The sequence below is a fragment of the Mesorhizobium sp. WSM4989 genome (genome assembly GCF_029625795.1).
Classification (GTDB): domain Bacteria; phylum Pseudomonadota; class Alphaproteobacteria; order Rhizobiales; family Rhizobiaceae; genus Mesorhizobium.
The window spans coordinates 1,266,136-1,287,908 of the sequence record NZ_JARTVN010000001.1; the positions used below are offsets into that span (position 1 = coordinate 1,266,136).

General features: G+C 64.7%; 18 protein-coding genes. 11 read left to right on the forward strand and 7 right to left on the reverse strand.

The genetic code is table 11. The features are described 5' to 3' along the window. Nucleotides 1-2: 2 nt before the first annotated feature. Nucleotides 3-572, reverse strand: coding sequence for a (2Fe-2S)-binding protein (locus tag P9217_RS06240; RefSeq protein ID WP_164746726.1), 570 nt, complete (start codon nt 570-572; stop codon nt 3-5). 407 nt (nt 573-979) lie between these two features. Continuing rightward, nucleotides 980-1,216: a KTSC domain-containing protein gene (locus P9217_RS06245; RefSeq protein ID WP_336619663.1), complete on the reverse strand. Its 237-nt coding sequence runs from the start codon at nt 1,214-1,216 to the stop codon at nt 980-982. Between the two features lie 94 nt (nt 1,217-1,310). Between P9217_RS06245 and P9217_RS06250 the strand changes: the two genes are divergently transcribed. Then, nucleotides 1,311-1,916 (forward strand): alpha-ketoglutarate-dependent dioxygenase AlkB, encoded by a 606-nt coding sequence (locus P9217_RS06250; protein ID WP_278086948.1) that lies wholly within the window; start codon nt 1,311-1,313, stop codon nt 1,914-1,916. A gap of 39 nt (nt 1,917-1,955) precedes the next feature. Here the strand turns inward: P9217_RS06250 and hydA are convergent, their stop codons facing one another. Together hydA and P9217_RS06260 are read right to left on the reverse strand one after the other, a co-directional pair. Then, nucleotides 1,956-3,398 (reverse strand): dihydropyrimidinase, encoded by a 1,443-nt coding sequence (hydA, locus tag P9217_RS06255; protein WP_278086400.1) that lies wholly within the window; start codon nt 3,396-3,398, stop codon nt 1,956-1,958. A gap of 54 nt (nt 3,399-3,452) precedes the next feature. Next, nucleotides 3,453-5,873 carry an FAD-dependent oxidoreductase gene (locus P9217_RS06260; RefSeq protein ID WP_278086399.1) on the reverse strand — a complete coding sequence of 807 codons (2,421 nt, stop codon included), beginning with the start codon at nt 5,871-5,873 and terminating at the stop codon, nt 3,453-3,455. 500 nt (nt 5,874-6,373) lie between these two features. On the opposite strand from P9217_RS06260, the gene P9217_RS06265 reads away from it, so the two are divergent. The 10 genes from P9217_RS06265 (at nt 6,374) to P9217_RS06310 (ending at nt 18,232) form a co-directional block, all read left to right on the forward strand. Beyond that, entirely contained in the window at nt 6,374-8,047 is a 1,674-nt protein-coding gene (locus tag P9217_RS06265; protein WP_278086398.1) for an ABC transporter substrate-binding protein, read from the forward strand. Nucleotides 8,048-8,124: 77 nt separating this feature from the next. Continuing rightward, nucleotides 8,125-9,138, forward strand: a complete 1,014-nt coding sequence (locus P9217_RS06270) for an ABC transporter permease (protein ID WP_066989127.1) — start codon at nt 8,125-8,127, stop codon at nt 9,136-9,138. Beyond that, entirely contained in the window at nt 9,135-10,016 is an 882-nt protein-coding gene (locus P9217_RS06275; protein ID WP_245460512.1) for an ABC transporter permease, read from the forward strand. Before P9217_RS06270 ends, P9217_RS06275 begins: the two co-directional genes overlap by 4 nt. Continuing rightward, on the forward strand, nt 10,013-12,091 hold the full coding sequence (locus tag P9217_RS06280; RefSeq protein ID WP_278086397.1) for an ABC transporter ATP-binding protein: 2,079 nt from the start codon (nt 10,013-10,015) through the stop codon (nt 12,089-12,091). Before P9217_RS06275 ends, P9217_RS06280 begins: the two co-directional genes overlap by 4 nt. Further along, complete coding sequence (locus P9217_RS06285) at nt 12,088-13,338, forward strand: MFS transporter (protein WP_278086396.1); 1,251 nt, start codon at nt 12,088-12,090, stop codon at nt 13,336-13,338. The genes P9217_RS06280 and P9217_RS06285 overlap by 4 nt, the downstream gene beginning before the upstream one ends. Then, nucleotides 13,335-14,099, forward strand: a complete 765-nt coding sequence (locus P9217_RS06290) for an SDR family oxidoreductase (RefSeq protein ID WP_127241809.1) — start codon at nt 13,335-13,337, stop codon at nt 14,097-14,099. Before P9217_RS06285 ends, P9217_RS06290 begins: the two co-directional genes overlap by 4 nt. A 30-nt stretch (nt 14,100-14,129) precedes the next feature. Next, nucleotides 14,130-15,155 carry an NAD(P)-dependent oxidoreductase gene (locus P9217_RS06295; protein WP_127241808.1) on the forward strand — a complete coding sequence of 342 codons (1,026 nt, stop codon included), beginning with the start codon at nt 14,130-14,132 and terminating at the stop codon, nt 15,153-15,155. Nucleotides 15,156-15,166: 11 nt separating this feature from the next. Continuing rightward, nucleotides 15,167-16,105: a polysaccharide deacetylase family protein gene (locus tag P9217_RS06300; protein WP_278086395.1), complete on the forward strand. Its 939-nt coding sequence runs from the start codon at nt 15,167-15,169 to the stop codon at nt 16,103-16,105. A gap of 8 nt (nt 16,106-16,113) precedes the next feature. Continuing rightward, nucleotides 16,114-17,448: a dihydroorotase family protein gene (locus P9217_RS06305; RefSeq protein ID WP_278086394.1), complete on the forward strand. Its 1,335-nt coding sequence runs from the start codon at nt 16,114-16,116 to the stop codon at nt 17,446-17,448. A gap of 10 nt (nt 17,449-17,458) precedes the next feature. Next, a complete protein-coding gene (locus tag P9217_RS06310; RefSeq protein WP_067327509.1) occupies nt 17,459-18,232 on the forward strand; it encodes a glucose 1-dehydrogenase in 774 nt (257 codons plus the stop codon). A gap of 77 nt (nt 18,233-18,309) precedes the next feature. Here P9217_RS06310 and P9217_RS06315 read toward each other — a convergent pair whose 3' ends face one another. The 3 genes from P9217_RS06315 to P9217_RS06325 are packed head-to-tail and all read right to left on the reverse strand — an operon-like array spanning nt 18,310 to nt 21,773. Further along, entirely contained in the window at nt 18,310-19,212 is a 903-nt protein-coding gene (locus P9217_RS06315) for an SMP-30/gluconolactonase/LRE family protein (RefSeq protein ID WP_278086393.1), read from the reverse strand. A 34-nt stretch (nt 19,213-19,246) separates the two neighbouring features. Next, a complete protein-coding gene (locus tag P9217_RS06320) occupies nt 19,247-20,791 on the reverse strand; it encodes a trimethylamine methyltransferase family protein (RefSeq protein ID WP_095825743.1) in 1,545 nt (514 codons plus the stop codon). Nucleotides 20,792-20,804: 13 nt separating this feature from the next. After that, a complete protein-coding gene (locus P9217_RS06325) occupies nt 20,805-21,773 on the reverse strand; it encodes a D-2-hydroxyacid dehydrogenase (RefSeq protein ID WP_278086392.1) in 969 nt (322 codons plus the stop codon).

Sequence of the window (21,773 nt, forward strand, 5' to 3'; positions counted from 1 at the left end):
CGTCAGGTTCCTCTCGCCTGATCGCGCGCCTGGACGACCGCGGCGACGATGTTCGGGTAGGCCGCACAGCGGCAGATATTGCCGCTCATATATTCGCGGATGTCGTCCTCGGAGTTGGCGTGGCCTTCGTTGACGCAGCCGATGGCCGACATGATCTGACCCGGCGTGCAGTAGCCGCACTGGAACGCGTCGTGGTCGATGAAGGCCTGCTGCATCGGATGCAGCTTGCCGTCGCTCGAGGCAAGCCCTTCGACGGTCGTCACCTCCTTGCCGTCGTTCATCACGGCGAAGCTCAAGCAGGAGAGCACGCGCTTTCCGTCCACCAGAACGGTGCAGGCGCCGCACTGCCCATGGTCGCAACCTTTTTTCGTGCCGGTAAGGCCGACATGGTCCCGCAGGGCGTCAAGCAGGCTGGTCCTGGCATCCAGCGAAAGCTCGTAAGGCTGCTTGTTGATGCGCAAGGACACCGCGACCTTTTCCCTCAAGCCGGAACGGGTCGCGGCCGGTTTTTCCGCTCTCGTTGGGGAGCTGAGCAAGGGCGCCGCCGCGGCGGCTGAGACAGTAGCTGTCATGAAACTTCGCCGGCTGAGGCCGGTCGTGCTTGGCGCGGAAATTCGGGACATGGCTCGCTCCCAGGCTGGCTGTCATCGGGGCTGGCTATGGGGCGCTAACCTCTCAACGGGGGCATTGTTCCGAATTTTGCAGGCGAAGGCCCGGAAGCTCACGCGACTGTGACAGCATCGACGGAAGTCGGAGGCAGAGCACGCCGGGACAGCAGAGGAACGTTCCGCGCAAGGGAGGTTGACTGCCACGCGGCGGTGCGCACCGGCGCTGCGCAAGCTCGCACAACCGATCGAAAGTCACACCGGTAGATACCAATTCTCCAGTTGTCGAACCGTAGCTGAGCAATAAGGCTAACAGGCCCTGCCCAACGACAGGAGGGGTGGTTTCGAGCAGGGCATGGGAGCGGGGCTCTGGTTCAATGCTGCGGTCCTTGCGCCACCAGATGGAAGCTGTATCGGTCGCGCACGAACTCGTTGAAGAACCGGCCCTTGGACCGAGCAGCCTTGAATGCCGCGTGGGTCTCTGGCTCAACCTGCTCATAGTCATAGCGGTCGCCGCTCGGGACAAACCATACCGAAAGGATCTTCGTCGCCGGGTCGTAATAGATGTTCCGGATGGCGGTGGAAGGCATGACGAGCGCCCCGTTGGCCAATGCGTAATTCCCGGAGCTGTCAATGGGTTCCGTCGCACCGGCTGCCGACGGATCAGGGCCTTGCGAGACCTGCCGAATTGCCTATCTGAGGTTTATGCCGTCAACGAAATCGAGCGCCACGGCGCAAGTCCGCCAAGGAGATCTTTTCGGTGCCCCGAACAGCCTGCCGGAAGGATTCCGCTACCGGCCGGAGCTGATCACGCGCAACGAAGAAAGCGCGTTGGTGCGCTGCATCGAAGGCCTGCCGTTCCAGCCCTTCGACTTCCACGGCCATCTAGCCAACAGGCAGGTTGTCGGCTTCGGGCTGCGTTACGACTACGACCGCCGCGAGGTCGTGGAAGCACCGGCCATACCCGACTTCCTGCTGCCGCTTCGCGACAAGGTCGCCGACTTCGCCGGTCGGCCCGCGTCGGAGTTCTCGCAGGTGCTGATCAACGAATACCGGCCTGGCGCGGGCATCGGCTGGCATCGCGACAAGCCCCATTTCGAGCTCGTCGCAGGCGTCTCCCTGCTGGCATCCTGCAGTTTCCGGCTGCGCCGCAGGAACGGCGCGACATGGGACCGGCAGACGATCGAGGTCGAGCCGAGATCCGCCTATCTCATGGCCGGTCCGGCGCGCAACGAATGGGAGCACAGCATTCCGCCGCTCGCAGAACACCGCTACTCGGTCACATTTCGGACCTTGCGACCCAAGCTGTAAGTCCGACGTTCTGCCAGGCCGATATTCCAAGTCGCCCAATCAGGGGTCGAGCCATGGCGTGGTGTCCTCCACAGCCGTGCCGGCCTTTGCCGGATCGGACGGACGGCGCGCGACGAAGCCGCCGAAACCAGCTTGCGCCTGCAGCTTTTCGCCCGCGATCAGCGGCTCACCACGCAGCAGCACGGTGATCGGCTTGCCCGTCACCGCCTTGCCTTCGTAAGGCGAAAAGTCGACGCGCGAGTGCAGCATTTCGTGGCCGATGGTCCACTTGCGTGCCGGGTCCCAGAGCGCGAGATCCGCGTCCAGGCCGGGGGCGATGCGACCCTTGCGGTGGTCGAGACCGTAGATCGCGGCGGCATTGCGCGAGGTCAGATCCAGATATCGCTGCAGCGAAAGGCGCCCCGTCAGCAGCCCTTCGGAAAACAGCAGCGGCAGCCTGGTTTCCAGGCCCGGAATACCGCTCAATGTCGTGGTGAAACCTGGCTCCGGCGCCTTGCCGATCTTGTCGGCGAAATAATAGGGCGAATGATCGGACGACCAGAGGTCGATGCCGCCGTCCGCCAGCAGCCGCCAGAGATGCTCGCGGCTATGCGGCGTGCGCGGCGGCGGCGAAAAGACGAAGCGGGCGGCGTCCCTGCCTGGGCGGGCGAGGTCCGCGGCACCGAGGAAGATGTATTGCGGGCAGGTTTCGGCCGCGACGTCGACGCCGCGCTGACGCGCCCGCGCGACTTCCTCGGCGGACTGCCGCGACGACACATGGACGATGGTCATGCGGGTGCCGGTCATCTCCGCCAGCGCCAGAGCCCGATGGGTCGCCTCGCGCTCCATGATCTCGCTGTGCGCCACGGCGTGATAGCGCATCTCGGTGCGGCCAAGCTCGATCAGCCGCTGCCGCGTGCGCCGAATGGCGGCATCGTTCTCGGCATGAACCATGACGATCCAGCCGAGCTTCCTCGCCGTATCGAGCACGGTGAAGAACAGGTCGTCGTCGACCGCGAAGCCCTGGTAGGTCATGAAAAGCTTGACCGAAGCAATGCCTTGCCCGGCCAATTGGCTAAGTTGTGCCTCGACGTTGGCGCCGGTCCCCATCGTCACCACCGCATGGAGGCCGTAGTCGATGATGGAACGGCCGGCCGCGCAGCCCATCGCCCGTTCGAGCGCATCCACCGTGGTCATATTTGGACCCGGCATGCCGAAGGGCACGATGCAGGTCGTGCCGCCGAATGCGGCCGAGATGGAGCCCGATTCAAAATCGTCGGCGTTACCGGCCCCGCCCCAAACAGGCTGGTCGAGATGGCAGTGGGCATCGATGCCGCCAGGCATCACCCACAGGCCCGCGGCGTCAATGGTTTGCCCACCTTGCAGGCCTGAATCGATCGCCGCAATGCGACCGTCATCGATGCCGACGTCGCAATCCCGCCAACCGTCATCCAAAGCGACCCTACCGCCTTTTACGACCAGCTGATGCGAGCGCCGCGCCATTCGTGCCGCTCACGCCGCTGTGCTGTTGCGGGTCACCGGGCAGGCAAGCACCGGTCAGGCCCTCAGCCGCTTGCCATCGGGATCGAAGGGCGGCCTCTCGAGCAACACGGCCTTGTGCGGCCGGCCGAGGATCGCGACGGTGACGGCATCGCCGGATTTCACCGAGCCCGCCTTCACATAGCCGAGCGCCAGCGACATGCCGACATGATAGCCGTAGGCGCCAGACGTGACCTGGCCGACCGGCGTGCCATCGGGAAGGAAGATCGGCTCGCCGCCCGTGGCGTCGGCATCCTTCGCCTCGATCGAGATCATGATCAGCTCGTCGCGGGCCGGCTTCGATGCCAGCGCGGCGTAGGCGTCGCGGTTGAGGAAGTCGCCCTTATCCATCTTGATCAGGCGGTCGAACTTCACTTCCTGCGGCCAGTATTCGGGCGAGTATTCGCGGCCCCAGCTGCCATAGCCCTTCTCCACCCTTAGCGACATCAGCGCGCGCGAGCCGACCGGCCCGCCGCCTTCCTGACGCGCCGCGTCGAGCAGGGCGTTGTAAAGAGCGGTCTGGTCCTTCTCCTCGCAATAGAGCTCCCAGCCGAGATCGCCGGTGAAGGAGACGCGCAGCGCAATGACATCGAGGCCGGCAACGGTGATGCGGCGCGAGGCCATGAAGGGGAACGACGCCGTCGTCAAATCGTCATTGGTCAAGCGCTGCAGCACCGCGCGCGACTTCGGCCCGGCGACGTTGAAGCCGCACATGTTCTCGGTGAGCGAACGGAACGTCGTGCCCTCCGGCAAGGGCAGCATCTTGAAGAAACGCTGATGATAGCGCTCGGCCATGCCGGAGCCGAAGACGCGATACTCGTCCTCCGCCAGCTTGGTGACGGTGAAGTCGCCGGCGATGCCGCCGCGCTTGCCGATCAGCGGCGTCAGGCAGGATCGTCCGACCCGCGAGGGAATCTTGTTGGCGAAAAGCGCGTTCAGCCAGGCCTCGGCGCCCGGCCCCTTCACCTCGTATTTGGCGAAGTTGGAGATGTCGATGATGCCGACATGGTCGCGCAACATGCGCGCCTCGCGGCCGACGGGGTGCCACCAGTTCTGCCTGGTGAAGCCGATCGTCTCCTCGCGCGGCTCACCGTCGATCGAGAACCACAGCGGATGCTCCCAGCCGAAGTTCAGGCCGAACACCGCGCCGTTTTCCTTCTGCATGGAATAGGCCGGCCGTGTGCGCACCGGCCGTCCAGCGGCGCGCTCCTCGTTTGGGAAATGGATCTTGAAGCGATGGCTGTACTGGTCCTGCACGCGCGCCTTGACGAATGCCTTGCCCGCCCAGTGGCCGAAGCGGGCGAGATCCCAGCCGAACATGTCGAGCGTCGGCTCGCCCTCGATCATCCACTCGGCCGCCAGACGCCCGAGGCCGCCGGATTGCGAAAAGCCCGGAATGATGCCGGCGCAGCAGAAATAGTTGCGCAGCTCCGGCACCGGGCCGAACAGCGCGGCGCTGTCCGGCGACCAGATCATCGGTCCGTTGATCACCCTCTTGACGCCGGCAGCGCCGACCGCCGGCACGCGGGCGATCGCGCGCATCATGTTCTCCTCGATGCGTTCCAGATCGTCCGGGAACAGCTCGTGGCCGAAATCCTGCGGCGTCCCGTCCTCGGCCCAGAATTTCATCGCCCGCTCATAGGCACCGATCAGCAGGCCGAGGCCCTCCTGACGCAGGTAATATTCGCCATCGCGGTCGGCGACCGAAGGCAGACGCCGGCCCATCGAGGCGATCTCTGGGATGGTCTCGGTGACGAAATACTGGTGCTCGGTCGGTATGAGGGGCAGCGCCAACCCGGCCATCGCGCCGACCTCACGCGCCCACAGTCCGGCGGCGTTCACCACCCATTGCGTGCGGACGTCGCCCTTGGTGGTGCGCACGATCCAGCTGCCGTCCGGCTGCTGCTCCGTTCCGGTCACCGCGGTGAAGCGGTGGATTTCGGCGCCACGCTGGCGCGCGCCGGCCGCGTAGGCGGCCGTCACGCCCGAAGGATCGACATTGCCGCCTTCGGGTTCGTACATGATGCAGCGTATGCCGTCGAAGTCGACGAGCGGGTGCAGCCGCTCGGCCTCCGCGCGGTCGACCTCGTAGAAGTTCATCTTGTAGCGGCGCGCTTTGGCTTCCTGCAGCCGGAGCTGATGTTCACGCGCCTCGGTCTGGGCGAGATAAAGCGATCCCGGCTGGAAGATGCCGCAGCCCTGACCAGTCTCCTTCTCCAGCTCCTTGTAGAGCGCCATGGTGTAATGCTGCAGGCGGCTGATATTGGTCGAGTCGTGCAAGCCGTGAATGTTGGCCGCAGCATGCCAGGTCGAGCCCGAGGTGAGCTCGTCGCGCTCGAACAGCACGACATCGCTCCAGCCGTGCTTGGTCAGATGATAGAGGATCGAGCATCCGATCAGGCCGCCGCCGATCACAACAGCCTGGGCATGAGTCCGCATTTACGTGTTCCTTGTGGCTGTGTGCCGGAGCCGGACGGCCGGGCGACGGGCCGGATAACAACAGGGGTCCGTGCTGGCTCTTGTGCCGACAACATGACCCCACTTTTTCGAACGCCGGCAATGTAGAAAGCTCGGGAAACGACTGTAAAGCCTGCTATTGGGGCTGGCTGCTGCTTTTCGGGGCAGTTAAGAGCAAAAAAAACGAGGTCATAGCCACATCAATCTTCGTTTGTAGGCATAGAGGCCGGGTGTAGCTTTTGGCGGGGAATTGAGCAGCCGCGACCAGCGGCGCCACCAATGGGAGCCACCCGCCATGGACCTGCATTCCGAGCGCGGATACAGACCGGTCAGACCGGCATGCCTCTCGTCGTCCATGCGTCTTGACGGTCCGGCGGCGCGGTCGCGCCGCGGCCTTCAAAACCGGTTCCGCACCAGTCGAAAAGACAGCGCCGAAGCGCCCTGTCCGGCACGCGCATCGCGACAACTCGGAGGTTAAGACCTTGGACAAGACATCGCATCCCTATATTCCGACACTGCTCGATCAGCTTAACGAGGGCGAGATCAGCCGCAGGGACTTCTTGCGCAAGTCGACGCTGCTCGGGCTTTCGGCCGGCGCGGCCTATGCCATGGCCGGCATCATCGACCCGGCGACGCAAGCGCGTGCCGGCGACCTGCCGAAAGGCGGCAATTTGCGCATCGGCATGCGCTGCATGGAGATCAAGGATCCGCATCTGGCCGACTTCGCCGAAAAATCCAACGTCATCCGCCAGGTCTGCGAATATTTGACCTTTACCGACCGCAACAACATCACTCACCCCTATCTCTTGGAGAAGTGGGACGTCAGCGATGACCTGAAGACCTGGACGCTGCACATCCGCAAGGATGTGAAATGGCGTGACGGCAGGGCGCTTAATGCCGACGACGTGGTCTGGAACCTGAAGCGTGTCAGCGATCCCAAAGTCGGCTCCTCGGTGCTCGGCCTGTTCACCGGCTATCTCGTCGAGGAGTACGATACCGGCGAAAAGGACGACAATGGCAATCCGAAGAAGTCGAGCCGGCTCTGGTCCGACAAGGCGATCGAGAAGGTCGACGACAGCACGGTGCGGCTGAACCTGTTCTCGCCGCAGATCGCGGTCGCCGAACATCTCTTCCACTATCCGATGTTCATCCTCGATCCGAAGGACAACGGCGCCTTCGGCCCGAGCGCCAACGGCACCGGTCCCTTCGAGATGGTCGAATACACGGTCGGCAAGGGCGCGAAGTACAAGGCGCGGGCCAATTATTGGGGCGGTGCTGCGCATCTCGACACGTTTGAATTCGTCGACCTCGGCGACAATCCCGGCGCCGGCATCGCGGCGATGGCGTCCAAGCAGGTCGATGGCCTGTCGGAAGCCGACGCGGTGCAGATCAATTCGATGAAGGCCTTCCCTCATGTCTCGGTCCACAAGGTCGAGACGACGCAGACCATCGTCATGCGCATGCATCCCGATGTCGAGCAGTTCAAGGACAAGCGCGTGCGCCAGGCCATGCGCCATGCGCTCGACCGCGACAAGATCATCCAGACCGTCCTGCTCGGCGCCGGCACGCCGGCCGAGGACCACCATGTGGCGCCGTCGCACCCCGAATATGCCGCGCTGCCCAAATGGCCGCGCGACGTCGAGAAGGCGAAGAAGCTGATGGCCGACGCCGGCCATGCCGACGGTTTCGAAGTGGATTTGGTGACGCGGCCCGACCCGATCTGGGAGCTCAACACGACACAGGCGATGGCCGAACAGCTGAAGGACATCGGCATCAAGGCCAACATCAAGTCGCTGCCGAGCGCGCAGTACTGGGAAGTGTGGACCAGCGCGCCCTTCAGCCTGACCGCCTGGGGCCACCGCCCGCTCGCCATCATGACGCTCGGCCTCGCCTACCGCTCCAATGCCGCCTGGAATGAATCGCATTTCTCGAACGCCGAATTCGACAAGCTGCTCACCCAGGCCGAGGGCATTCTCGACCCGAAGGAGCGCAGCAAGGTGATGGAGAAGATCGAGCTGATCATGCAGGACGAGGGCCCGATCGTGCAGCCGTTCTGGCGCATCTTCTCGACCGTCATGGACAAGAAGGTGCAGGGCTTCGAACTGCATCCATCACAGTACATCTTCGCCAAGGATTATGCGGTCGCCTCCGCCTAGACCACGCTGCGCCCGGCCGGCGACAGAACGGCCGGGCGTTCCTTTCCACTCGCACCCAGAACGGAAACGTCCGGCTGATGGCAATATTCGTGGCGAAACGGCTGGCGATGATGCTGCTCACCATGGTCGCGGCCTCCTTTCTGGTATTCGCCGTCTGCGAGTTCACCCCGGGCAGCGTCGCGCGCAAATCGCTCGGGCCGTTCGCGACGCAAGAGCAGGTCGATTTCCTGACCAAGAAGCTGAGGGCCGACGATCCGCTGCTGGTGCGCTACGGGCGCTGGGCGGGCGTGCTGCTCGGCATCATTCCGGATCCGCTCCAGGACCCGAGCACCGGGCTCAATTTCAAGGATCCGCGCGGCGCGCAGTATTTCGGCAATTTCGGCTATTCGACGCTGAACAAGCTGCCCGTCAACGACGTCATCTGGAACCGGCTCGGCAATACGGCGATCCTGGCCGGGCTGGCCTTTCTGCTGATCGTGCCGCTGTCGATCGTCTTCGGCATCCTGTCCGGCCTGAAGGAAGGCGGCGTGCTCGACCGGCTCCTGTCGGTGATCTGCATAACCTTCACCTCGATCCCGGAATTCGCGTCGGGCGTGTTTCTGGTCACCCTATTCGTCATTCTCTGGCCGGTGCTGCCGGGCACCAGCCCGCTCGATACAGAGGGCGGCTGGTCCGTTCCCTCGCAGCTCGTGCTGCCGGTGGCGGTGCTCGTCATCTATGATTTCGGCTATGTCGCGCGCATGATCCGCGTGTCCATGATCGGGGTGATGGAAAAGCCCTTCATCCGCACCGCGGTACTGAAGGGAATGAGCACACGCCAGGTCGTCATCGGCCATGCCCTGCGAAACGCGATGATCGCCCCGTTCACGGTGCTGCTCCTGCAGATCAACTTCCTGATCAGCGGCGTGGTGGTGACCGAGCTCGTTTTCGCCTATCCCGGCTTCGGTCGGCTGCTGCTCGATGCCAGCCTGTTCGGCGACATCGCGACCATCGAGGCGGCCACGCTGATCACCGTCGCCATCGCGGTCACGACGCAATTCGTCGGCGATCTCGGTTACATGCTGCTCGATCCACGCATAAGATTGCGATGAGCGCACTGGTCGAGCAGAGAGCTATGGAGGCGACAGCCGTCAAGGCAACGGGCAGGGCACGCCTGAAATGGGCGCGCATCCTGCGCTCGCCTACCGCACTGGTCGGGCTGTTCCTGGTCGGCTTCTGGGTGCTTGCGGCGATCCTCGCACCGGTGCTGCCGCTCTATTCTCCGACCGAGCAGGATGTGATGGCGCTAGCCGACCCGACGCCATCGGCGGCGCATTGGCTCGGCGTCGACATTCTCGGCCGCGATGAGCTGTCTCGCCTGATCTTCGGCGCTCGCACCGTGCTGGTCGTCGCGCCGCTTTCGGTCGCGGTCGCCATGATCGTCGGCATCACGCTCGGCATGATCGCCGGCTATTACGGCGGCTGGATCGATGCCGTGATCAGCCGCCTTTCCGACATCATCCTCGCCTTCCCGGTGCTGGTCCTCTACGTCATCCTGATCGCCAATATCGGGCCATCGATAATCAACATCGTCATCGCCACGACGATCGCCTCGGCGCCAGGAATCGGGCGAATAACGCGCGGGCTGGTACTCGGCCTGAAGGAGCAGGAATACATCGCCGCCGCAAGGCTGCGCGCCGAAAGTACTTTATACATCATGCTTGTCGAGCTGTTGCCCAACTGCCGCGGCATGCTGATCGTCGATGCCTGTCTGCGCATCGGCTACACCATCATCACCATCGGCATTCTCGGCTTCCTTGGCCTTGGCCTGCCGCCGCCCAACCCGGACTGGGGCGGCATGGTCAAGGAAAGCACGACGGTGCTCAACGTCTGGCCTTTGATGTCGGTGCTGCCCTCAATCGCCATCGTCAGCCTGGTTCTGGGTTTCAATCTTTTGGCCGACGGCCTGCGGGAGGCCTGGAAGTCATGACGATGGTCGCCGAGCCGATTTCGACGAAAGGCGAGCGTGCGTCCGAGACGCCGCTCCTCGCTGTCCGAGATCTGCGCATCGAGTTTCGCGGGAAGGCCGAGACGATCGTTGCGGTGCCGAAGCTGTCTTTCGAGGTGAAGCCCGGCGAAAGCTTCGGGCTGGTCGGCGAATCCGGCTGCGGCAAGAGCACCACGGCGATGGCGATCATGGGCTATCTCGGTGCGACAGGCGTGGTCGCCGGCGGCAGTATCCGCTTTGAAGGCGAGGAACTGGTCAACGCACCGGCGCACAAGTTGCGCGCCATACGCGGACGGCGCATCGCCATGGTCTACCAGGACCCGATGAGCGCGCTCAATCCGGTCAAGACGATCGGCGCGCAGCTTGCCGAGGTGCCGATGCTCCATCTCGGCGCAAGTCGCGTCGAGGCGCTCGACATGGCGGCCGCCATGCTGAAGGACGTGCGCCTGCCCGATGCCGGCGACATGCTGAAGCGCTATCCGCACCAGCTCTCGGGGGGCCAGCAGCAGCGCGTCGTCATCGCCATGGCACTGCTCGGGCGGCCGTCGCTGCTCCTGCTCGACGAGCCGACCACCGGTCTCGACGTGACGGTGGAGTCGGCGGTGATCGATCTGATCGGCGAGCTGCGCCGTCGCTATGGAACCAGCCTGCTGTTCATCTCGCACAATCTCGGTCTGATCGCCGAAAGCTGCGACCGGGTCGGCATCATGTATTCCGGCGAGCTGGTCGAGGAGGCGCAGACGCGCGAGCTGTTCGGCCGGCCACGCCATCCCTACACGCAAGGGCTGATCGAATGCATTCCCGATATCGGGGACGGCAAGCACAGCCGCACGCTTGCCGCCATTCCGGGCCATATCCCGCTCCCGTCGGAGCGGCCGCGCGGCTGCCTGTTTGGTCCGCGCTGCGCCGGTTTCCGCGCCGGCCTGTGCGACCGGCCCGGCATGAGGCTGGAACCGGTCGGCGAGCGGCATGTTGTGCGCTGCGTGCGCTGGCCCGAACTCAAGGTGGCTCGTCGGGAGCTTCCGCCGCTATCCGGCGAGAGTGCGGCACCGGCAGCCGCGATCACTTTCTCCGACATCACCAAGTTCTATCACCTCGGTCACCACAAGACGCTGAAGGCCAATGAGGCCGTATCCTTCGAGGCCGGCGAGGCCGAGATCGTCGCGCTGGTCGGCGAATCCGGTTGCGGCAAGTCGACCCTGGCGCGTGTCGTCACCGGCCTCGACCGCGCCACTTCGGGCGAAATCCGCATGGCTGGCGAAAACATCGCCGCGATCGAAGCGAGCGCGCGGCCGAAGTCCCTGCTGCAATCGATCCAGATGGTGTTCCAGAATCCGGATTCGACGCTCAATCCGTCGCACAGCGCCGGCTTCTCGATCCGTCGCTCGCTGAAGAAGTTCGGCATCCGCAAGGGCAAGGCGGCCATCGACCAGCGCATGCGCGAGCTGCTGGAGATGGTCCGGCTTTCGCCGGACTTCGCCGCCCGCCGGCCGAGCCAGTTGTCCGGCGGGCAGAAGCAGCGCATCGCCATCGCCCGCGCCTTCGCCTCCGATCCGTCGCTGATCGTCGCCGACGAGCCTGTGTCGGCGCTGGATGTCTCCGTGCAGGCGGCCGTGGTGACGCTGCTGCTCGACATCCAGAAGACCCGGCATGCGACGATGCTGTTCATCAGCCATGACCTGGCGCTGGTGCGCCACGTCGCCGACAAGGTCGTTGTGATGTATCTCGGCAAGCTGATGGAAAAAGGCACCGTCGAGGAGATCTTCGGCGGTGCGACCCATCCGTACACCGAGGCGCTGATCTCGGCGATCCGCAGCACCAAACCGGAAGGGGCAGAGCGCAACCGCATCACGCTGACCGGCGACACGCCGAGCCCCGTCGATGTCCCGCGCGGCTGCCGCTTTGCCAGCCGCTGCCATCGCAAGCTGGGTTCGATCTGCGACAGGGAACCGCCACCGATCCGCAGGATGTCCGCCACGCACGAGATCGCCTGCCACATTCCGGCGGAAGCGCTGGAGAGTCCCAGGCATCCGGACGAGGCGAGCGACCGTTCATGACGAGGCCAGCTTCACTGGGCCGCCTCTGGCGTCAGGCCGAACGGTCGCGCGCCATCCTGTCGATCATGGCGCGCATCTGCCTGGCCGGCACCGGCAGCGCCATGCTGACCACCGCGGTCTCGCTTGCATTGAGCGCGCCGGGAATCGACCCCTCCGAAGTGCAATTGGTGCTGACCGCTTACCCGGTCGGATTTCTCATCGGCTGCCTCGTCGCGCGTCCGCTGGTGTCGCGCGTCGGCCATGAGCGCGCCTTCTTCGCCATCACCGTGCTTGCAAGCCTTGCCGCCTCGGGATTCGCGCTCACCGATTTCATGCCGGCATGGCTTTGCCTCCGGCTGCTCGGCGGGCTTGCCATGGCGGCAATGTTCGTTGTCTGCGAAAGCTGGATCAACCTCTATGCCGACCAGCACAATCGCGGCAGGCTGTTCTCCATCTACATGCTGACGACGGCGGTCGCGGTGCTGTTCGGACAGCTGCTGCTGGAGATCGTCGGCGCGCATTCGCCGCATTTGTTCGCCGTCAGCGCGGCGACGGTGCTCTTGTCGGCGCTTGCACGGTTTGTCTCCAGGCCTTGGCCTGCCCTGCCCGCCGAGCAAACCGAGCCGTCCCTGGCCGATATCCCGGCGCAGGACGAACGCTATGGCGTCGTCCAGTTGCTGCGTCTCGCTCCGGTAACGGTGGTCAGCATCTTCCAGGCAGGCATCACCAACATGAACATTTTCGTGCTGACGCCGATCTACGGCGCCAAGATCGGACTGTCCGCCGCCGCCACTGTCGGCCTGGTGACGACCGTCAGCGTTGCCGGCATGCTGGCGCAGACGCCTATAGGATGGCTGTCCGACCGGTTCGACAGGCGCATCATGCTGCTTGTCCAGGGACTGCTTTCCGTGTCGCTATGCGCGTCGATCGCCTGGCTGGGCAGCGGACCGCTGCCGCTGCTCTTCCTGCTGTTCTTCCTCTATGGAGCAACCGCTCTCACGGTCTATCCTGTGGCCATCGCCTTCGCCAATTCGCGCATGCACAGCCGGCACATGGTGGCCGCTTCGGGGACGCTGCTTCTGCTCTATTCGGTCGGCAACATCCTGACGCCGGGTCTCGCCGCCGGACTGATGGAGCGTACCGCGCCGCAGGCCATGCTGTTCGTGCTCGGCACCGGCGGCATTCTGGTGGCGGTTGCGGCTTGCATCAATCTGCGGCGGCGCCCGGTCGGTGTCGCGGTTGCGCAGCCGTGCGGAGGCGAGCCGTGAACAGCGCCCTTCCCCACCGTCTGGATGGCAAGTTCGTTCTGATCACGGGCGCCGCGAGCGGCATCGGCGCGGCGATCGCGCGCCGCTGCGCCGAAGAGGGAGCCCGTGTCGCCTGCTCGGATCGGGACACAGCATCGACGAAGGCGCTTGCCGCCAGCCTTGGGCCGAATGCTCTGGCTGTCGACTGTGATGTCACCGATCCGGACTCGGTCCAAGATGCTGTCGACGCGACAGCTCAAGCATTCGGCCGGCTGGACGGTCTGGTCCACAACGCCGCGGCTCCCTCGACCGACGGCACCGTCGCCGACCTTGCAGTGGACAAGTGGCGGCTGGAACTCGACGTCGGCCTGACCGGCGCGTTCCTGATCTCCAAATTCGCGGTGCCGCTGATGGCATCGAGCGGCGGCGGGTCGATCGTCTTCATCGGCTCGCAATTCGCGCGCGTCGCCGTCGGCAAGGCGGTGGCCTATTGCGCGGCGAAGGCGGGGCTTGTGCATTTGGCGAAGGCGATGGCGATCGACCATGCGGATCAGAACATCCGGGTGAACAGCCTGTCGCCCGGAGCGGTCGCGACCGCCCGCCTGCTGCAGCGCTGGTCCAGTCTGGAGGCGGCCGACAAGGGTCTAGGACCTGCGCATCTGCTCGGACGAATTGCCGAGCCCGAAGAGATCGCAGCCGCCTGCGCCTTTCTGCTTTCGTCCGACGCTTCCTTCGTCACCGGCACGGACCTCCTGGTGGATGGCGGCTATGCGGTGCGTTGAATCAATTTCCAGCATAGGAGGCTCCAAGACATGACCCTTCTCGTCACAGGCGGCACCGGCTTCGTCATGAGCGTGGTGGCGCGTGCCTGGCTGGACCGCGACCCTGCCGCGCGCGCCGTCATCCTGGATCGCGCCGGCCTCGACGCCGCGGCCGAAAGGCATTTCGCTCCGGTGCGCGACCGGCTCAAAGTGATCAGCGCGGATATCCTCGACCCGGCGGGGTGGTCCGCCGCACTCGACAACGAGCACATCACCGCGATCGTACATGGCGCGACGATCACACCGATTTCGCGCGGCAGCGCCTCGGAGGCCAAGCGCCAGCCGGAGGCCGAGGACCCGGCTCGCATCGTCGATGTCAATCTCATGGGCACAGTGCGCATGCTCGAATGGGCACGCGCGCGGGCCAACGTGAAGCGCTTCATCTATGTCAGCTCGGGAGCCATCTATCGACACAATGGCCCCGACTGGAGCGGCGAGCCGCTGCCGGAGGACGGCTACGTCGCGCCGTTGACGCTTTACGGCATCTCCAAATTCGCCTCCGAGATGGTGACCAACCGCTATGCCGACCTGTTCGGCCTGTCGGCGGTTTCGGTCCGGCTTGCTTCCGTCTACGGCCCGATGGATCGCGCGACCGAGAGCCGCAACTTCCGCCATGTCCCCAACCGTGTTGCGCACATGGCCCTGGCCGGCGAAACGATCCGGCCGAACAGTCTGGAGCCGGTGGGCGACTATCTTGCCTCGACCGATGTCGCTGCCGCGATCCTCGCGCTGCTCGATGCGCCGCGCCTCAATTACCGCCACTACAATATCGGCTCCGGCTCCAGCCAGACCATCGGCGAGATCATCGCCTGGGCAAAGGAGCGTGTTCCGGCGCTGAAGGTTGAGGTGACGCCTGGAGAAGACGCCAATATCCTACAGGACGTGTCGCTGAAAGGCGGCATGTGGGGCGCCTACGACATCGCGCGGATCATGCGTGATACGGCATGGCGGCCGCGCCCGGGCAAGGAGGCGTTCCACGCCTATATGGACTGGATTTCGGCCAACGAGATGAAGTGAGAGGGATTGCCATGACAAGCGCTGCCTCACAACCGGTCCAGCCGCGCGACTTCGTCGGCTATGGACCGAACCCGCCCTATGTCACCTGGCCGGACGGCGCGAAAGTCGCGATCAATCTGGTGCTGAACTACGAGGAAGGGTCGGAGTACAACTGGCTGGATGACGGCCGCAACGACAATTGGGGCGAGTACAACAACCCCGGCCTTTCACCGCATCGCGACCTCGGCACCGAAACGCATTTCGAATATGGCAGCCGGGCCGGGGTCTGGCGGTTGGCTCGGCTGTTCGACCGCTACGATGTGCCGATCACGGTGTCGGCTTGCGCAGTGGCGCTGGAGAAGAATCCCGCCGTCGCCGAGTGGATGAATGCGCGCGGTCACGACCTGCTCGGTCACGGGCTGCGCTGGACCGATTATCCCGGCATGCCGCGCGAGGAAGAGGAGCGGCAGTTGCACGAAGCGATCGCACTTTACGAGAGGATGCTTGGCCGGCGGCCGCTCGGCTGGAACTGCCGCTCGTTTCCAAGCGTCAACACCCGCGATCTGCTGGTGCGCGAGGGCGGCTTTCTCTACCACTCCGATCCCTGCAACGACGAGCTGCCCTATTTCGTCGACCATGGCGAGGAGAAAATCCTGGTCGTGCCCTATTCCAAGACGCTCAACGACAGCCGCTTCCTCATCGCGCCGGGTTACAGCAATCCACGCGACTTTGCCGAGGATTGCCGCTCGGCCATCGATTACATGCTGTGGGAGGCAGAAGAGACGGGCGGACGGATGCTCAATATCTGCGTGCACGCGCGCTGGATGGGCCAGCCGAACCGGGCGTCCGGCCTGCGCGAGGTGATCGAGCACGTGCAAAAGACGCCGGGAGCGATCTTCATGCGGCGCGCAGGCATCGCGCGGTACTGGCTCGACAATCACCGGACGTTTGCCAGCAAGCGTGCCGGCTGAACAGCGGAATGTTCAAAACCCTCATCAGCGGCGCGACGATCGTCAACGCAGATGGCGAAGCCCGCCGCGACATTGCCATCAACGCCGGCAGGATCGCGGCCCTGATCCAGCCAGGAGACGCGGCCGAAGCGCGGAAGGTGATCGACGCAAGCGGCTGTATGCTGCTGCCCGGTCTCGTCGATGCGCACGCGCATCTGCGCGAACCGGGACTGACCCACAAGGAAGACTTCTCGTCGGGCACGCATGCGGCTGCGCTCGGCGGCGTGACGACGGTGCTCGACATGCCGACCGACGAGCCCTGGACGGCGACGGCAGACCAGCTTGCCGAGAAGATGTCGATGGCCGAAGGCAAGCTCAACGTCGATGTCGGCTTCCAGGCTGTTGTCAGCGAGAGGCTGGACGGTCTCGAAAGGCTCGCGGCGCTTGCCCCGGTGTCGTTCGAGCTTTTCACGGCGGATGTCCCAGAGCCGTTTCTTTTTCCGACGGTGGACACCGTTCTTCACGCGCTGAAGCGGATGAGCGCGCTCAAGACGATCGTCGGCATCTCGCCCGGCGATCAATCGCTGCTGGTGGGCAGCGCCGCGCGCGTTCATTCTGGCGACATCGCAGCGTTCCGCGAAAGCCGGCCCCCACTGGCCGAGGCCAACGGCATCGCGCGGGCGCTGCTGGCGGCGGCCGAGACCGACGCGCGCGTTCATGTCCGCCAGATCAACTCTTCGCTCGGCGTCGAGACCTGGCGGCGCCTGCGCGATCTTGCCGATGCCAGCGTCGAGACGACACCCCAGAACCTGTTCTTCTGTGCGGACGACTACGAAAAGCAAGGCGCGCGGCTGAAGGGATCACCGCCGTTCCGGCCGAGGCAAGATGTGCAGCGCCTCCGCGAGGCTGTAGCGGCCGGGCTGATCGACATCATCGCCACCGATCACGCGCCACACAGCCCTGCTGAGAAGGCCGCCGACTATCCGGCTTTCGCGGACATCCCGGGCGGCATGCCCGGACTGCAGACGCTGCTGTCCGTCATGCTCAAGCTCGTCGACGAAGGCCTGATTGGGCTGCGCGACATCGCGCGCCTGTGCGCGGCCAATCCGGCCGACCGGTTCGGGCTTGGCCGGCGCAAGGGCAGGCTGGCCGTCGGCCACGATGCCGACATCCTCATCATCGACCCGACGCGAACCTTTGCCATCCGCGATGCCGACCAGAAGTCAAAGGCCGGCTACACGCCGTTTGACGGCTGGAGCGTTTCAGCCACCTTGCGGCAGGTGTTCCTGCGCGGCGAGGAAATCACGCGTGACGGCGCGCTGGTCAACCCGGGACAAGGCCAAGTGGTGCGGTGGGAAAGCTGAGGCAGGCAAGATGGGTCTTCTGGACGGCAAGGTTGCCATTGTCACCGGCGCGAGCTCCGGCATCGGCCGCGCCATCGCGCAACGCTACGCGCAGGACGGCGCGAAGGTGGTGGTCGCCGATACGCGCGAGGAAGCTATCGAAGGCGGCGAAACAACGGTCCGGCTGATCGAAGCGGCTGGCGGTGAGGCGATCTTCATCTCCACGGACATCGCCGATCAGCAGGCCGTCATAACCATGATGCGGCAGGCGGTGGACCGGTTCGGGCGGCTCGATATCCTAGTCAACAACGCCGCGGTCTATACCTCGACCAATCTGCTCCAGACCACGCCGGAGCAATGGGCGAAGGTGATCGACGTCAACGTCACCGGCTTCTTCTACTGCTCGCAACAGGCGGTGCTGCAGATGCTCAGGCAGGAGCCGGTCAACGGCGTACGCGGGCGCATCATCAATATCGCCTCGCAGCACGGTATGGTCGCCTGCCCGGGCGATTTCCCCTATTCGGTCAGCAAGGGCGCGATCGTGCAGATGACGCGCCAGATCGCGGTCGATCACGCCGAGGACCTGATCGTCTGCAATGCGATAGCTCCCGGCAAGATCATCACCGGCAAGCCGGGCATCGCCAACGACCCTGATGCGCTCGACTATTCGCGCCGCCGCACGCCATGGCCGCGGCTTGGCGAGCCGAACGATGTCGCCGGCGCGGCGCTTTTCCTGGCCAGCGACCTTGCGACATACGTCACCGGGATCAACCTGATGGTGGACGGCGGCTGGATGGCCGGCTGAGCGGTCATCGCGCGAAAGCAAAGGCCGGCTGCAAAGCGGCCAGCCTCCTTCCTATCCGACGATCACGACGATCGCAGCTACTTATTCGGCACTTCGTAGACCTTGCCGTGCCAAGGTGCTGCATCGATCTGGTCGAGGGCCATCACGTAAAGTTCCTTTTCATCGGGCCCGAAGGCGAAGTTCGGCATGGACGGCGACGGCACCGAAAGCGTGCGCAAGAGCTTGGCGTCCTTGTCCACCACTATGATCTTGCCCGGCGCGTCGAGGGAGCGCGGGCTCTGGCCGATATACATCTCGCCAGCCTTGTCCATCTTGATGCCGTCCGGCCAGACATGCGGCTGGTTCGGGAACAGATCGTCGAGCCGAAGGAAGACGCGACGGTTGCTCAAGCTGTGATCGGCCCCGACATCGAACTCGATGATGCGGTTGTCCTCGGTTTCGACCAGGTAGAGCATCTTGCCGTCGTTCGACATGACCAGCCCATTGGCATTGTGCAGGTCGCCAGCCACCTTCTTCACGCTGCCGTTCTTGCCGATGTAGTAGGCCGACGCGTCGATCAGCGGACCGCCCTTGCCGGAGCCGGTGAAGTAGATGCCGCCCTCCTTGTCCGGCGCGAAATCATTGGGGCCGCTGAACGGCTTGCCGTCGGTGTCCTTGTCGTAGGCCGGCAGCGTCTTGCCGTCAGCCGAGATGCGGCCGATCGTGTTGTTGTCGTAGCAGGTGACGACGAATTCGCCCGTCGCGGTCGGCAGCACGGCCGAAGGGCCGCAGCCATCCATCTTCCAGAAAATCGCGTTCTTCTTGCCGTCCCAAACGTCCACAGTGCCGCGGCCGTATTCGACGTAGAAGAGCTTGTCCTGGTACCAGATCGGGCCCTCGGCGAACCAAGCGTCGTCATTGATCACCTTGACGTTCGCGGCGTGTGCCGATGCGGTAAGAGCGAGGGCTAACACTGTGCCCAGCAAATGCTGTCTTGTCATGCGCTTCCCCTTTCTTTCGTTGAACTCCAGGCGCTTAGGGCTCGCCGGCGCCGATCTCCTCCTTGCGGCGCGCCACATAGGCGTCCAGCTCCTCGCGGATGGCTGGATCCATAACCGGTTCCTCGTAGTCGCTGAGTGCCTGCTGCCAGAGCTGCGTCGCCCGCTCCAGCGCATCGTGGCCGCCCGCTTCCTGCCAGCTGCCGTAATTTTGCCAATTGGACAGCATCGGCCGGTAGAAGGCGGTCTCGTAGCGCGCCATGGTGTGCTCCGACCCGAAGAAATGTCCGCCGGTCGGCACGGCCTTGATCGCCTCGAAGCCGAGGTCGTCCTCCTCGAACGGCATCGGCCGCAGGAACTCCATCATGTTCTGCAGGATCTCGACGTCGAGGACGAGCTTCTCGTAGGAGGCTGTCAGCCCGCCCTCCAGCCATCCGGCGGCGTGATAGATCAGGTTCGCGCCGCCGAGCACCGCGCCCCAGGTCGCCATCTCGGTCTCATAGGCCGCCTGCAGGTCGACGACATTGGAGGCATTGGCATTGGAGGTGCGGTAGGGAAGGTTATAGCGCCGCGCCAGCTGTCCGGCGACGATGTTGGCCTTGGCGTTCTCCGGCGTGCCGAAGGCAGGCGCGCCGGAACGCATGTCGACATTGGACGTGAAGGCGCCATACATCACCGGCGTGCCGGGATTGACCAGCTGCGTCAGCGTCACGCCGAACAGGGCCTCGGCATTCTGCTGCGCAAGAGCCGCGGCCAGCGTCACCGGGGTCATGGCGCCCATCAGGGTGAAGGGCGTGATCGTCACCGGCTGGCCGTGCTCGGCCATGGCGATCAGGCCTTCGGCCATCGCCTCGTCGAACAGGCGCGGCGAGTTGACGGAAATAATCGTCGTGACCCCCGGCGAATTGCGCAGTGCCTCGATGGTCGTGCCGCGTGCGATCGCCGTCATGGCGATGCTATCCATGGCGCGGCCGCGGCCGATCGCCGAGCAATGGAAGCTCAGATCCGACAGCGTGAGATTGGCGCGATAGGTGTCGAGATGGCGCGAATTCGCCGGCAGCTCCATAGGCGCCACCACCTGGTTGCCGATGATATGGATGGCGTTGAAATGATGCGCGAGGCGGATGAAGTTCTCATAGTCAGCCAGATTGCCCTGCCGGCGGCCGTTGATGCGGTCATGCACATTGGGCGGCCCGGCGACCAGCCCGAACACCAGCGAATTGCCGCCGATGCGGATCTGCTTGTCCGGATTGCGCGAGCTTAGCGAGAAGGACGATGGCGCGTTCCTAAGCGCTTCTCTGACGATACTCTCGTCGATCCGCACCGTGTTCTCGGCCCGATCAACGATGGCGCCCGCGGCCTCGAAGATACCCAGCACCTTCTCGCCCATGACGCGGATGCCGAGTTCGGACATAATACGCATCGAGGTCCGGTGGAGCTTGTCCATCTGCTCCTCGTCGAGGATCTGCATCGGCGCGTAGGGGTTTGTGACGCGCTGCCAGGGCAGTTGCGCAATGCCGCCGCCACTGCGCCCGGCCGCTCTGGTGCGCCGTCCGCCGCTTCGCCTGTCATGCGCTGTCATCGGCCTGTCCTCCTTAATAGCCGCGTCCCGGATCCACCACATTCGCCAAAGGCTCGCCGCGCCGGTAGCGGGCGAGATTCTCGGCAAACATGCGTGCCGACTTCACGTCCCAGCCGTCGTAGACGGACGAGCAATGCGGCGTGACGATCACGTTCTCGTAGCCCCACAGCGGATGCGCCGGCGGCAGCGGCTCGAGGGCGAAGACGTCGAGCGCCGCGCCCTTGATCCGGCCACCGTCGAGCGCCGCAAGGAGCGCCGCCTCGTCGACGACGCCGCCGCGGGAAACGTCGATCAGCACCGCCGAAGGCTTCATCGCCGAGAAGGCTTCGCTGCCCACCATGCCACGTGTGCTTTCGAGCAGCGGCACCGCGCACAAGATGAAATCGGCACGGCCCCACAGGCTGGGCAGGTCGGCCATGCCGTGCACCTCATCGATGTGGTAGGTCGGTTTCGGGCTGGCGCGCACGCCCAGGGTCGTCATGCCGAAGGCCCTGGCCCGGACGGCGACCGCCTGCCCCGTCTTGCCGAGCCCAAGGATCAGAAGCGTCTTGCCCTGGATCGGCTCGACCTTGCCGGCCGTCCACCTCCTGGCAGCCTGCTCGCGTGCGAAGCCGCGCAGGCCGAGCGAGAAGGAAAGCATCGCGCCGAAGACATATTCGGCCATCATGTCGGCAGCGACGCCGGCCGAATTGGTTATCGTCACCCTTGTCGGATCCCAGGGGCGCAGGTGATCCGTGCCGGAGCCGCCGACCGAAACCCAGCGCACGGTCGGGCTCTCGACCAGCGCCGCGCGCGGATAGTACGATCCCCGGTCGAATTTGATGGTGAACACCACCTCGGCGCCGGTGTCCGCAATCAGGTCGGGAAGCGCCTCGTAGCTGTCGCAGCCAAGCACCCTGATATCTGGATGGGTTTCCGCCAGCACCGCAATCGGCCCGTCCGGCGCGTCGCTGCTGACGATGATTGTCGGCCGCGCGGACAT